The sequence below is a fragment of the Paenibacillus sp. JNUCC 35 genome, assembly GCF_058269095.1.
Map to the genome: position 1 here is coordinate 220,447 of NZ_CM177771.1, position 12,352 is coordinate 232,798.

Here is a 12,352-nt window from a genome sequence, read left to right on the forward strand (position 1 = left end):
GGTTCTAAGGGTGTGTTTTCGGTTGAGCGCTCCGCACCGGATCAGGCTGGACGCGGCGTCGCTTTTCCAGATAAAAGCTGAGGCCCAGCAGGACTACGGCGCCCGCGCAAAGCCATACGTTGATTTCAAAAACCGAACTCAACGCGCCGAGAAGCCGGTCCGGTTCCGAAGAAGCGGACTGAGCCGCCCCTTGGACGACTCCGAGCCCCAAAGCCGCTCCGACGACCATGCCCAAGTTGCGGGTTAGCGCGATCATTCCTCCTATAGAGCCTACGTGCTCTTTTGGCGCATGATGGAGAATGGTGCTGTTGTTCGGCGAAGTAATCAAGCCCATGCCCAGGCCGACCAGTGCCAGAAGGGCAACCAATCCCGCCATAGGCAGCACACCGAGGCCGAGGGAGAAAACAGCCGCACCGCCGCCCATGGCAAGCAGTCCGAGAAGGACGAGCAAACCCGAACCGAAGCGGTCCGATAAATGACCCGCGAACGGACCGGTAACGGCGAGCAGAATCGGATAGGCCGTCATGACTGCTCCGGCGGCTGACGGGGACATCCCGGTTACGCCGGACAAGTAGAACGGGAGAGTCACCAGGAAGCTGTTGGCGAGCACGAATGCCACGCAGCTGATGATCAGGCCGGCGGACAGCGCGGGAATCCGGAAAGCCCGTACGGGGATAAACGGATTCGCCTGCCTCCGCTCCCAAATCAGGAAGACGGCCAGCAGGAGCGCCGCCGAAGCCAGCACGGCCGCCGTTACCGGAGACAGCCATCCCCGTGAGGAGCCGCCGGATATCGTCCATATGACGGAGCTGATGATCGCCATGAACATCAAGCCTCCCATGGTATCGAAAGGAGCGGATGGCTGCCTGTCCATAGCGGGAGCGGGCGGAATGAAGCGGAAGGCCAACAGGGTAGCGAGGGCCGCCACGGGCACGTGGATCAGGAACAGCCAGTGCCAGTTGAGCCACTCCGCAACCACTCCGCCGGCGATAGGTCCGCTCATGGCGCCGAGAGCGACGGCGGTATTGACCGTGCCCAGCGCACGCCCCCTGTTTTGCTTGGGCAGGTGAAGGGTGATCAGGGCCATATTGGTCGCCTGGAACATGGCTGCGCCGACAGCCTGCACGATTCTGAAGCCGAGTAGCGCCCCTATGTTGGGGGAGAAGGCCACCAGGACCGAGCTGATGCCGAACAGGATATACCCGAGATTATGGATGAGGCGGAAGCCGTAGCGGTCTCCCAGCTTGCCCATGACGGGCAGCAAAGAGGCGATAACGAGCAGATATCCGGTTGTGATCCACTGGGCCGTACCGAGCGTAGTGCCGAAGATAGCGGCGAATTGGGGCAGAGAGACATTCACGATCCCGGCCGTAAAATGCGAAATAAAAGCGCCTAGGCAAATAGCCGTTACCATGAGCGAAGGACGCAGTTCCTTAGTCCGTGATCCTACTGTTTGCACAATCGGTCACCTCCGATAATTGGTATAGTTACTAAACTAATTGGACAAAAAAATAATGCTCCGTCCTGAAGATTCTTTGAATTTTTATTTTTTTAAAAAAGTGATCAATTTCTCGATACAGGTATCGAATACTTCGATTTCCTGCTCGGTCAGCTGCTCCTGGAGCTGATTGTAGAAGGCGCGATGCACTTCTTCGTGGGCCGCATGCGCGTCCTTCCCTTTACCGGTAAGCGAAATCAGCGTGCCCCGGGAATCTTCCGGGTGCGGTGAACGCACCACCAGGTCCTTGGCCTCCAGACGCACAATAAGCTGTGTCACCGCTCCCTTTGTGATTTCCAGCCTTCCGGCCAGTTCGCTCATAAGAATGCCGCCCTCGGTTCCGATCGCCTCGATCGTATGGATTTCGCTGGGAGTGAGCGGCCCTGCGCTTCCGAAAGTCTGAGGCCGCCGTTCAAGCCGGCGGAGCTGCAGGATCAGACGGCCGAGGCTGCGGCCGCCGCTATTGTCGCCCGTTCTGTTGTTAGTCTGAGAAGTTCTATTCTTTTCCATAAAATTAGTATAGTTCCTAAACCATCTGCTGTCAAAGATAATCTGCTATAATTGGTGAGAAGGGCTTACGCTTCTTCCATATAACCGGCAAGGGGAACTGCGGACCATGAGTATCCAATTCATTCGCTATCGTTAATGAAAGGTACAGCTAAGCCAAACTCTCCCGTTTTTTCGCGAATGGGTCAGAGTTTGTTTATCTGTGCCTTTTTCATTCAACTATTCGAATGAACGGGGTGTTTTTGGCATGTCCACTCAAAGAAACAGAAACGAGGCTGCTCAGCTCTTGGCGGCCCATGAAACGATATTCAGTTGTCCGGTTTGTGCCGGGCAGATGACGATAATAGAGGGAAAAAGCCTGCGCTGCGGCGTGGGGCACAATTTCGATCTCGCGAGAGAAGGATACCTGAATCTGCTGCCGCAAGCCGTTAAGACCAAATACGGCAAAAATCTTTTCACGGCCCGGAAAACCGTCAACGAAAACGGGCTTTTCGATCCGGTACGCGATCATATCGGCGAACGGATAACGGAGGCCGTGTTACCGGATAAACGGCACCGTAAAATCCGGCTATTGGATGCCGGCTGCGGGGAGGGTTCGCTTTTATCCGGCATAAGAAGGCGGCTGAGCGGCCGGACGGGCGCCGATTTATTGGCGGTCGGCATGGATTTGGCGAAGGAGGGGGGTCCGGCTGGCGTCCAAAGGAGATGCGGGTGCGCTGTGGTGCGCCGCAGATCTTGCGAACGCGCCCTTTAAGACGGCCGGATTCGACGTGATTCTGAACATCCTGTCGCCTTCCAATTATGCGGAGTTCCGCAGACTGCTGGACGAAGACGGGCTTCTGATCAAGGTAATCCCGGAAGAAAACTATCTGCGTGAAATCCGTCAAATGTTATACGCCGGCACGGACCGGGAGTTTTTCACGAGCGGTCCCGCCGTTGAACGGTTCCGGGAGCGCTTCAGGATACTGGACAGCCGGCGCCTCCGGTATTCCTGGCAGTTTGGCTCCGAATTGCTGGAGCCTCTGCTGAGCATGACGCCTTTAGCCTGGGGAGCCCGGGATGAACGGCTGCGGGAAGCTTCGGCCATGGCGATAGATGAAGTCACGGTGGACGTAACCGTTCTCTGGGGCAAACCCTTATAACCCGGATGTAATTCCGCCGGAATCCGGTAAAATCCAAGCAGCTCTGCACTCGTGCAGGCTGCTTTTTTTGCAGAGAAGGGAATAATACGGACACCCCAATCACATTCGAATACCGGAGGTTTTTATGAGAAAAATGGTGTTGACCTGGCTGCTGTTCACGCTATTTCTGGCCGACGAATCGGCGGAAGCGAAGATGAACGTCTACTCGCCTCGGCAGGTATGCAATGATTCGGATACACGTTCAAGCAAATAACGCCTTTGTACCCACACTTGTGTCCATGCAGCCGCTAATTTCCAAAATCTGAAACCGACCCTAAGAGCCTACCTCAACGGGTGAAAACTTGATATACTTAAAAAGTTTTTTATCATACTGTGCAAAAAAATAACCAACAAGCGAGGTACACCATGATTGATTTTTTACAAAGTATGATTAATCTGTTGAACGACCTTCTGTGGTCCAAATTGTTGATTGTCCTGTTGATCGGCATCGGTCTTTATTTTACGTACAGATCGAAATTTATGCAGTTTCGCATGATCCGGGAAATGCTGCGGGTGCTGTTCGAGTCCAAAAGCGGCTCCGGCGACAACATTTCGCCTTTCCAAGCGTTCTGCATCAGTATGGCAGCCCGCGTAGGAACCGGGAACATTACCGGGGTGGCCATCGCCGTCGCTTTGGGGGGACCCGGCGCGGTATTCTGGATGTGGGTCATCGCGCTTATCGGTTCGGCTTCCAGCTTCGTCGAAAGCACGCTGGCGCAGGTTTACAAAATCAAGGATAAGAACGGCTTCCGCGGAGGACCGGCTTATTATATGCAGACGGGGTTGAAGAAGCGCTGGATGGGAGCGTTGTTCGCCGTCCTGATTACGATTTCTTTCGGTCTGGTGTTTAATGCGGTCCAGTCCAATACGATTACGATCGCGTTCGAAAATTCCTTCGGCACGGACCGTCTGACGGTCGGCATCATTATGACGCTGATTCTCGGAGCGATTATTTTCGGCGGTATCAAACGGATTGCGAAGATGTCCGAGTACATCGTTATTGTGCTGGCGGTCCTGTATATCGGGGTCGCTGTGTTCGTGGTGCTGATGAATATAACGAAAATGCCCGAAGTCCTCGCTTTGATCGTGAAAAACGCCTTCGGTATCGAGCAGATAGCGGGCGGCTCGCTCGGAGCTGCGCTGCTCCAGGGAGTGAAGCGCGGCCTGTTCTCCAACGAAGCGGGGATGGGAAGCGCGCCGAACGCCGCGGCGACGGCAACGACGTCCCATCCGGCGAAGCAGGGGCTGATCCAGTCTTTCGGCGTGTTGACCGATACGCTGATCATCTGTACGAGCACGGCTTTTATCGTGCTGCTTTCCGGAGCGTACACCGATCCGAGCCTCAACGGCATCGAGCTTACGCAGGCCGCCTTGAGCATCCATATCGGGTCGTGGGCGTCCGGCTTCCTCGCGATCATGGTGTTTCTTTTCGCGTTCAGTACGCTGCTGGGCAACTATTACTACGGGGAAACGAACATCGAATTCCTCCATTCCAATAAAGCTTGGGTCCGGCTTTACCGGATCGCGGTTTTGGCCATGGTTATTTTCGGCTCCGTCGCCAAGGTCCAGGTCGTCTGGGATCTGGCCGACTTGTTTATGGGCCTGATGGTCGTGGTCAATCTGATTGCGATCACCTGGCTATCCAAAATCGCTTTTGCGGTATTAAACGACTATGTGAAACAGAAAAAAGCGGGCAAAGATCCGGTCTTCACGAAAGACCGCGTACCCGGTCTGGAAGAGATCGAATGCTGGGAATCGGCCCCGGCTGCGTCCGGTTCGGATCAAGTGCGTTCGTAAAAGCGTCCGACAGGCTCCGGCCCTGTTAATCCAAACATCCTAGTAAGGCGTCTGGCATTTATGCCCGGCGTCTTTTTTACGTTAAAAAGGTGCGCAGCCCCTTTGACTGTTTCGTTCGCGAGGTTCTTTAACGAGATACTATTTACTAATAAATTATTAGATGTTAAAATATATGCATGGGAGATGAATATTATCATGCCTGAAAAATTACAAGGCAAAATCGCCATAATAACAGGCGGAGCTTCCGGAATCGGCAAAGGTATGGCTATGGCCTTCGTTAAAGAAGGAACAGCCGGCATACTATGAGGCGATGCTGTCCAAAATCCCGATGAGAAGACTCGGCGAGCTTGAAAACGACATTGGCCGTGTGGCCGTATTCCTGGCCAGCGAAGATTCGGCTTATATTACGGGACAGACCATCATGGTTGACGGTGGGGCGACGAAGCTGAGATAATCGGCGAAGCCATCCTAACCTGACCCGATGAAGCAGCCCTGCTTGTATGACTACCCTCTATCAAGGAGGCTACTTTGGATAAAAACGATATTTTTAAGCTGATTCATACAGTCGAGCTGTTCACGAACGAAGCGATCATCCGCTGGACTAAATCTTTTGAGCCGAACATTGGGATTTCTCCCATTATCACTCTGTCCGAGCTCAAGCAGAACGGCCCTCAGAAGCAGAGCGTGCTGGCAAGCAAGCTGGGATACACGCCAGGAGCCATGACCAACATTGCGGGCAGGCTCACAAAGCTGGGACTCGCGGAGCGGCGCTATAACGAGAACGACCGGCGCAACGTGTTCCTGGCGATTACGGACCAGGGAATTACCGTCCTCCGGGAAGCTCAGCAGAAAGGCAAGGAACTCCGAATCGAGTTGTTCCAAGTGCTGAACGAGGAAGAGATTCAACAGTTCCTATCCATTTACGAGAAGCTGCTTAAGAACATCAAGGAGCATGAATAACTAACTACAGGGGGTCAACAAAATGGGAAGAGTACAAGGTAAAGTGGCTTTAGTGACAGGCGGGGCATCCGGCATTGGTCTATCCGCGGCAGCACTGCTTGCGAGAGAAGGGGCTAAAGTCGTCATCGGTGATTTTAACGCCGAAGGCGCGAGAGAAGCGGCCGAGACGATCAAGAGCGAGGGCGGCGAAGCGGCAGGCGTCTTCCTGGATGCTTCCAACGAACAGTCGATCCGCGATGCCGTTGATTTTACCGTCGAGCAGTACGGGGCTCTGAACGTTCTTTTTAACAACGTGGGCCTGACCAATTTAAAAAAAGACGTCGACGTCGTAAACATGGATCTCGAAGAGTGGGACCGGCTTATGAACGTGAATACAAAAAGCGTCCTGCTGGGCAGCCGGTTCGCGATTCCGCATATGATCAAAGCCGGGGGCGGCTCGATCATCAATACGGCTTCGATGGCGGCTTTCGCCTCGGATGCCGTACGTTCGGCGTACGGAGCCTCCAAGGCGGCCGTAGTGAATCTGACCCGGTATATCGCGACCCAGTACGGCAAGGACAACATCCGCTGCAACGGAGTCGCGCCGGGTCTGATTTTGACGCCTGCCGCGAAGAACAACATGCCGCAGCCGGTGCTGGATATTTTCGCCAAGTACAATGCCCTGCCGTACCACGGTGAAGCGGACGATATCGGCTACACCGTGCTGTTCCTGGCCTCGGACGAGTCGAAGTTTATCACCGGCCAGACGATCCAGGTAGAGGGCGGGCACTATTTGGCGAATCCGACCGTTCCGGATTTTAAAGCGTTTATGGCCCAGGCCACAGGAGCGCCTCAGTCCTAAGCGGCCGCAGCGGCATCGTGCCGGGGCCATGCGGCCGGTGCCGTTTTGGCGGGCTGAGCGTGTTGATGTAACGCGTTGGCGCTGAATAAAAAATAAAAAAGCTGGCACTGCTGAATTGGCGGCGTCAGCTTTTTTTATTTGGAAAACTAAAGAATCTCTTTAATTAAATATAGATAAAATGCGATCTCTTACCTAAAGTTGCTCCTTTGGTTAAACCAGAACACCAAGATGCTGCTTCGCGTCGTATTCCTCCAGCGGTTCGCCGTTCTTCAAGCGGTGAATAAAGTCCGGATTGGAAAGGAGGGGACGGCCGAAAGCGGCCAGATCAATCGTTCCCTCGGCTAAAGCCTGCTCCGCCGTTTGGGAGTCCAGCGTTCCGACTCCGACGATAACGCCGTCCCAATATTTGCGCACGAGCTGGTGCATCGTCTTTCCGTCCGCAAGTACCCGGGTGAACTGCATGGTGGAAGGATGGATCATGGTCGCGCCCGCTTCCCGAAACGCCTCCGTTAAGGTACGGATGGCGCTGTCCGGATCCGGCCACATATAATTCGGGTCATCGACTTTGAGGGCGGAAAAGCGGATCAGCGTTCTGTCCGAACCGATCGCGTCGATAACCGCCTTCAGCACTTCTTTCGTCAGCGTTAACCGCTGCGCAAGGTCGCCGCCGTACCGGTCTGTCCGGCGGTTGCTTGCATCCGAATTGAACTGGTCGATGAGATATCCGTGCGCACCGTGGATTTCGACGCCATCGAAGCCGGCTTCAATCGCGTTTCGGGCCGCCTGTGCGAATTGGCCTACCAGCTCTTGAATGTCCGTGAGGGTCATCTCTTCGGGAGTGTCATAAGGCTTGCGCAGCCGGGCTACATTTCCTTCCGCCCGAATGGCGGACGGGGCCTGAGGCGGCAAATCGCCGGTAAGCTCATGATGAGACAAGCGGCCCACGTGCCAGATCTGGGCGATAATCGTGCCGCCCTCCGCATGTACGCCCTCGGTTACTTTCCTCCACCCTTCGATCTGCTCCCGGGTGTAGAGGCCGGGTACCCCGGGATTCCCTTTGCCGCGGGGGCTGACCACAATGCCTTCGGAAATGATCAGACCGACTCCGTCCGCAGCCCGTTTCCGGTAATACCGCGCCACGTCGTCTCCGACGACGCCTGTCTTGTCATCCGCGAAACAGCGGGTCATCGGGGCCATGGCCGTGCGGGTTTGAAGGCTCCAGGCTCCGATTTTCGCCGGTTCGAACAGCTTGCTCTCCGGACCGTCCTGCAATTTCCCCCAAGTGCTTATGCCGGTTGCTTCAAAGATTTCTTTGTCTTCAGCCATCGTAACTCTCCTCCGTTTTTTTGATAATTTTATATTTTTGCAAATACCGAAATAAAAAGTAAAATGGTTTACTCGTGGAGCAGATAAGGCGCGTACCGTTCAAGAACGTGCCTCTGTACGTGGTAGTAACGGAACGTTCCCTCCTTACGGACGGCAATCACGCCGCATTCGAGCAGCGGCTTCAAGTGATGCGTCAATGTGGAGGCGGCCGTGATCCTTAACTGTGCGGCCATCTCCTGACATGCGAGCTCGCGCCGCTTAACCAGCGTCTTGACGATCTGCAGACGCGTGATTTCACCGAGAGCTTTGTAGACTTTAACCGCACAATCATCGGTCACTGCGTAAAACCCGCTTTCAGGAAGTCGTTGTATTTTAGTATTTCTGGAAATAGCGTAATTCAAGAGGAATTAAATGTAAATAGTTCTCCGGTACTGGTAAATGGAAAATTGCAGGAAAAGGTTGTGAAACGATAGTGGTTAATGCGGCGGGACAAAGTGAGTTTGGGGAGGATTCCGGACTGGCGCTTATAATCTCCGAAAAAATAAAAAACCTCCGGTTTGGACCGGAGGTTCGCCGCAAAATCTTATTTTACACCCTTCATGTAGCCTTGAATTTTCGGAGACAGCACGTAGAGCAGCAGGCTGAGCACAATGGCGGCTCCGCCGATGACGCCGAAATAAAGCATCTCCGTCTCGGGCGTATAGAACTTGACGATCTGCGCGTTGATCGCCTGGGCCGCCGCGTTGGACAGGAACCACAGGCTCATCGTCTGGGCCGTAAAGGCCGCAGGCGCAAGCTTCGTCGTAGCGGACAGGCCGACCGGCGACAAGCACAGTTCGCCGACTACGACGATGAAGTAGCTGAGCACCAGCCACAGCGGATTCACCAGAGCGTCACCGCCGAAATAGGCCGGAAGCAGGATGACGAGGAAGGACAAGCCGGCGAACAGCAGGCCGAGCGAGAACTTCTTCGGAATCGTCGGCTGGCGGTCGCCGAGCCGCATCCACAGCCACGCGAAGACGGGCGCGAACACGATAATGAACAGCGGGTTGAGCGACTGGAACCAGGCCGGCGAAATGTTCAGGCCCATGAACTCCAGCTGGGTCCGTTTATCCGCGTAGTTGGCCAGAATCGTGGAGCCCTGCTCCTGAATGGCCCAGAACATGATCGACGCGATAAACAGCGGGATATAAGCCAAGAGCCGCGAGCGTTCTACGGCAGTGGTTTTGGGGCTTCTGTACATAACGATGAAGTATATCGTCGGAATCAGAAGACCGAGCACCCCGATCAGCTTGATAAACGTGGAGAAGGTTAGCAGGCCCGCCGGGATGGCGATGGCAACCAGGATGGCCACGACGACGATTCCGATTCCCATAATTGTGAAGACTTTCTTCTTCTCGGCCGGCGACATCGGGTTGGCCACAATGGTTCCGGCAAGCCCGAGGTTCTTTTTCTTGGTCAGAACGAACAAGACCAGCCCGAGGAACATCCCGATAGCCGCCAGGCCGAATCCGAGGTGGAAGTTCTTCATTCCCACCGTTCCCACGATAAGCGGAGAGAGGAAGCCGCCCAGATTAATTCCCATATAGAAAATACTGAAGCCGGAATCGCGGCGGGTATCCTGTTCGCTGTAGATTTCACCTACGATACTGGATACGTTAGGCTTGAGCAGCCCGGTGCCGAGCACGATCAGCACCATCGAGACGAAGAAGAGAGCGACGTTCCCCGGCACGGCCAGCACGAGATGCCCGAACATGATCAGAATTCCGCCGTAGAACACGGCCCGTGAATTCCCGAGCAGCCGGTCGGCGAGCCAGCCTCCTATAATCCCCGACATATACACGAGGGAACCGTAAATGGAGACAATGGCCAGTGCGGTTCCTTCCGGGAAGCCGAGACCGCCGCGGGTCACTTCGTAATACATGTAGAAAACAAGGATGGCTTTCATTCCGTAATAGGAAAACCGCTCCCAAAACTCGGTAAAAAATAAGGTGAACAGTCCCTTGGGATGTCCGAAAAACCCCTTTTGGGGTACACTTTCTACGATTTTTTGCTTGTCTATAGCCGGCATATACCAATCTCCCCTGTTTAAACGTTTCTCTTTTTGGGCGGAGCCAAGTAAGTTTTTCCCACAAGATATAATACCCAGGTGTCATAAGTTACAATCTCGGAGGGCAAAGAATGCTTATAATGACGTGATGGGTGCAAGAGGGCACTCTATCAGATTACTAAAAAAATGCTATTCAAGTCAAAAATGTAAATTATGGAAGTGAAAATTAGACCAATACAAGTAAAAATCTTGCACGTGTGAGGATGCATAATTCCGTATGATGGAAAAGATAACGCTTTCATTAAGTTTTGATAAAATGGTGGAGGTATGCCCATGTACCGTCTGACAAAAACATCTTATCTTGCCGTGATCCTCTGTTTTTCCCTTGTATTCACGCTGCTCGGCGCAGGCGCGCGCCAGGTCCGGGCGGAGGACCCTTATGACGGCATGCGTTTGAAGCTGCTGCATTTGATTCTGGGGGACGATCAATACTCCCTTCCCGTTTCGGACCCCATGCTCCGCAGCAAGCTCGCCAAAATGGACAGCGCCGTCTCTTCGTGTGCGGCGGCTTCGGCTCCCTGTTCCAGCGGTAAAGGAGTTTGGGATATCCTGAACCGCGGTGCGGATCGGACTTATTTGTGGGTCGACCTCCCTTTTACCAGCACGGACAGTTATACAAAATCGGGCGATATCACCAATTCGTACAACCGCCTGCTTTCCATGATTACGGTTTACTACACGTCGGGTTCTTCCTTTTACGGAAATACGGCTCTGAAAAATGACGTGCTGAGCGCGCTCGACTGGCTTTATACGCAGAAGTACAACACGACCGTGGCTCCTTACGGCAACTGGTACCACTGGCAGATCGGCGTGCCCCAGGCGCTGACCAAGATCGGCATCCTGATGCGGGACGATTTAACCGCTGCCCAGCTAACGAATTATATGAGCGCGGTGAACCGGTTTATTCCTGACTCGGCGGCAAGAACGGTGAGCGGAAGTCCGGTTATGACCGGAGCCAATCTGCTCGACCAGGCCATTTCAGTCGCTTACCGGGGTATTCTGGTGAAGGATGCCGCGAAAATAACGAACGCGAGGGACGCGCTCGGCAGCACCGGCTCCCGGGCACAACCGTCGACACGCAGTTCCGTACGAACAGCAGTAATACCGTTCAAGTCTCTCTTTTGAATAAAAGAAGAGCTGCCCCGTGGTCATCGGACCTATCGGGGCAGCTTTTTATTTTAGGGGCCAGTCGTTTCTTCTAGTCATTTGTCAGGTTGACCCGTACGATCGGGCGGAACATATCGGACAGAGCACACAAGGATGTTGAAACGATTACGGCGTGCCCTTACGGTCCCGACGACTGCACCGATTACTTGGAATCGAGCTTAATTTCTTGGACAGCCCCTCTAGCCTCTGTACCGCCGTCCACTGACGAGATGATCGTGCTGAAAAGGGAAGCCTTCTCGGCGGCCGCAAACAATCCGTTCTTTTTCACAAATTCAATGGCTTCTTCGACAGATTGTCCGTTTGCCTTGGCGATGGCATCCAGGGTTCCGTCCTCTTTCAATTGGGCGATCAGTTCGTCGACGGTCAAGCCTTGCGCCTTGGCGAATTCCTCGAAGCTCAAGCTTGGAGGGAGCGTGATATCCTCTACGGTATCGGCTTTTTGGCCGTTGCCGTTTGTCACGGTTTTTTCTAAAAGCACGGCTTTGATGGTGTTCCTTGCAGTGCCGTCCGTTTTTCCGTCTCCCTTCTCCGCAGGGGAAAAAGTGCTGATGGCCAGAGCGTCACGGCTTGCTGCGAATAGTCCGTTTTTCTTTAAAAACTCGGCGGCCTCTTCAACGGTTTGTCCCTTTGCTTCGGCCAAATGGTCAAGCGTGCCGTCCTTTTTCAATTTTTCGATGAGCTGTTCGGCGGTCAGGCCTTGCTTTTTGGCAAATTCCTCGAAGCTGACGCCCTGAGGTAATTTAACCTCCTTGAAGACAGCTGTGCCGCCCTTTACTGCGGAGATCGAAGTGGTCGCTTTTGTGAATGCAGGGGTAGAAGCCTCAGGCTGCGCCGCATAAGCGGAGCCCGCCATTGCAAAAACCGCCAAAGCCATCGTTCCCATTGCCAACTTCTTTTTCATAGTGATTCCTCCCTAGTTTGGATCGCATAGCGATCGGATTGACCGGCTCTCTATCTGTGGATGT

14 protein-coding genes and 1 pseudogene are annotated in these 12,352 nt (G+C 54.1%); 9 read left to right on the forward strand and 6 right to left on the reverse strand.

Annotated elements, in window-relative coordinates:
* Positions 1–4 precede the first annotated feature (4 nt).
* A complete protein-coding gene (locus tag AC2TF6_RS01095; RefSeq protein WP_491309609.1) occupies positions 5–1,459 on the reverse strand; it encodes an MFS transporter in 1,455 nt (484 codons plus the stop codon).
* Between the two features lie 84 nt (positions 1,460–1,543).
* Positions 1,544–2,008, reverse strand: coding sequence for a MarR family winged helix-turn-helix transcriptional regulator (locus AC2TF6_RS01100; protein WP_491309610.1), 465 nt, complete (start codon positions 2,006–2,008; stop codon positions 1,544–1,546).
* A gap of 244 nt (positions 2,009–2,252) precedes the next feature.
* On the opposite strand from AC2TF6_RS01100, the gene AC2TF6_RS01105 reads away from it, so the two are divergent.
* From AC2TF6_RS01105 to AC2TF6_RS01140, 8 genes and pseudogenes are all read left to right on the forward strand, one after another.
* Entirely contained in the window at positions 2,253–2,759 is a 507-nt protein-coding gene (locus AC2TF6_RS01105; protein WP_491309611.1) for a putative RNA methyltransferase, read from the forward strand.
* A 16-nt stretch (positions 2,760–2,775) separates the two neighbouring features.
* The gene (locus AC2TF6_RS01110; RefSeq protein WP_491309612.1) at positions 2,776–3,147 is read left to right on the forward strand and encodes a hypothetical protein; all 372 of its coding nucleotides are present in this window, start codon (positions 2,776–2,778) and stop codon (positions 3,145–3,147) included.
* Between the two features lie 124 nt (positions 3,148–3,271).
* Positions 3,272–3,400: a hypothetical protein gene (locus AC2TF6_RS01115; RefSeq protein WP_491309613.1), complete on the forward strand. Its 129-nt coding sequence runs from the start codon at positions 3,272–3,274 to the stop codon at positions 3,398–3,400.
* Positions 3,401–3,552: 152 nt separating this feature from the next.
* Entirely contained in the window at positions 3,553–4,983 is a 1,431-nt protein-coding gene (locus AC2TF6_RS01120; protein ID WP_491309614.1) for an alanine/glycine:cation symporter family protein, read from the forward strand.
* 102 nt (positions 4,984–5,085) lie between these two features.
* Positions 5,086–5,289 (forward strand): hypothetical protein, encoded by a 204-nt coding sequence (locus tag AC2TF6_RS01125; RefSeq protein ID WP_491309615.1) that lies wholly within the window; start codon positions 5,086–5,088, stop codon positions 5,287–5,289.
* Positions 5,267–5,437, forward strand: a pseudogene (locus AC2TF6_RS01130) (SDR family oxidoreductase); the annotation flags it as partial. The gene AC2TF6_RS01125 and the pseudogene AC2TF6_RS01130, both read left to right, overlap by 23 nt.
* Before the next feature lie 74 nt (positions 5,438–5,511).
* Positions 5,512–5,943: a MarR family winged helix-turn-helix transcriptional regulator gene (locus AC2TF6_RS01135; protein ID WP_326051324.1), complete on the forward strand. Its 432-nt coding sequence runs from the start codon at positions 5,512–5,514 to the stop codon at positions 5,941–5,943.
* Between the two features lie 22 nt (positions 5,944–5,965).
* Positions 5,966–6,784: an SDR family NAD(P)-dependent oxidoreductase gene (locus tag AC2TF6_RS01140; protein WP_491309616.1), complete on the forward strand. Its 819-nt coding sequence runs from the start codon at positions 5,966–5,968 to the stop codon at positions 6,782–6,784.
* A gap of 210 nt (positions 6,785–6,994) precedes the next feature.
* Here AC2TF6_RS01140 and AC2TF6_RS01145 read toward each other — a convergent pair whose 3' ends face one another.
* The 3 genes from AC2TF6_RS01145 to AC2TF6_RS01155 form a co-directional block, all read right to left on the reverse strand.
* Positions 6,995–8,110, reverse strand: a complete 1,116-nt coding sequence (locus AC2TF6_RS01145) for an alkene reductase (protein WP_491309617.1) — start codon at positions 8,108–8,110, stop codon at positions 6,995–6,997.
* Between the two features lie 68 nt (positions 8,111–8,178).
* A complete protein-coding gene (locus AC2TF6_RS01150) occupies positions 8,179–8,448 on the reverse strand; it encodes an ArsR/SmtB family transcription factor (RefSeq protein ID WP_369997811.1) in 270 nt (89 codons plus the stop codon).
* 245 nt (positions 8,449–8,693) lie between these two features.
* Positions 8,694–10,181 (reverse strand): peptide MFS transporter, encoded by a 1,488-nt coding sequence (locus tag AC2TF6_RS01155; protein WP_491309618.1) that lies wholly within the window; start codon positions 10,179–10,181, stop codon positions 8,694–8,696.
* 312 nt (positions 10,182–10,493) lie between these two features.
* Here AC2TF6_RS01155 and AC2TF6_RS01160 point away from each other — a divergent pair, with 312 nt between their 5' ends.
* Positions 10,494–11,345: a hypothetical protein gene (locus tag AC2TF6_RS01160; RefSeq protein ID WP_491309619.1), complete on the forward strand. Its 852-nt coding sequence runs from the start codon at positions 10,494–10,496 to the stop codon at positions 11,343–11,345.
* 184 nt (positions 11,346–11,529) lie between these two features.
* On the opposite strand, the gene AC2TF6_RS01165 is transcribed toward AC2TF6_RS01160, so the two are convergent.
* Positions 11,530–12,288 (reverse strand): hypothetical protein, encoded by a 759-nt coding sequence (locus AC2TF6_RS01165; RefSeq protein WP_491309620.1) that lies wholly within the window; start codon positions 12,286–12,288, stop codon positions 11,530–11,532.
* Positions 12,289–12,352: the final 64 nt, after the last annotated feature.

What these genes read in the sequence shown, in the direction of transcription:
- AC2TF6_RS01100 (WP_491309610.1), bottom strand. Translation starts at nt 2,008, where the DNA reads ATGGAAAAGAATAGAACTTCTCAGACTAACAACAGAACGGGCGACAAT.
- AC2TF6_RS01105 (WP_491309611.1), top strand. Translation starts at nt 2,253, where the DNA reads ATGTCCACTCAAAGAAACAGAAACGAGGCTGCTCAGCTCTTGGCGGCC.
- AC2TF6_RS01115 (WP_491309613.1), top strand. Translation starts at nt 3,272, where the DNA reads ATGAGAAAAATGGTGTTGACCTGGCTGCTGTTCACGCTATTTCTGGCC.
- AC2TF6_RS01120 (WP_491309614.1), top strand. Translation starts at nt 3,553, where the DNA reads ATGATTGATTTTTTACAAAGTATGATTAATCTGTTGAACGACCTTCTG.
- AC2TF6_RS01140 (WP_491309616.1), top strand. Translation starts at nt 5,966, where the DNA reads ATGGGAAGAGTACAAGGTAAAGTGGCTTTAGTGACAGGCGGGGCATCC.
- AC2TF6_RS01145 (WP_491309617.1), bottom strand. Translation starts at nt 8,110, where the DNA reads ATGGCTGAAGACAAAGAAATCTTTGAAGCAACCGGCATAAGCACTTGG.
- AC2TF6_RS01155 (WP_491309618.1), bottom strand. Translation starts at nt 10,181, where the DNA reads ATGCCGGCTATAGACAAGCAAAAAATCGTAGAAAGTGTACCCCAAAAG.
- AC2TF6_RS01160 (WP_491309619.1), top strand. Translation starts at nt 10,494, where the DNA reads ATGTACCGTCTGACAAAAACATCTTATCTTGCCGTGATCCTCTGTTTT.
- AC2TF6_RS01165 (WP_491309620.1), bottom strand. Translation starts at nt 12,288, where the DNA reads ATGAAAAAGAAGTTGGCAATGGGAACGATGGCTTTGGCGGTTTTTGCA.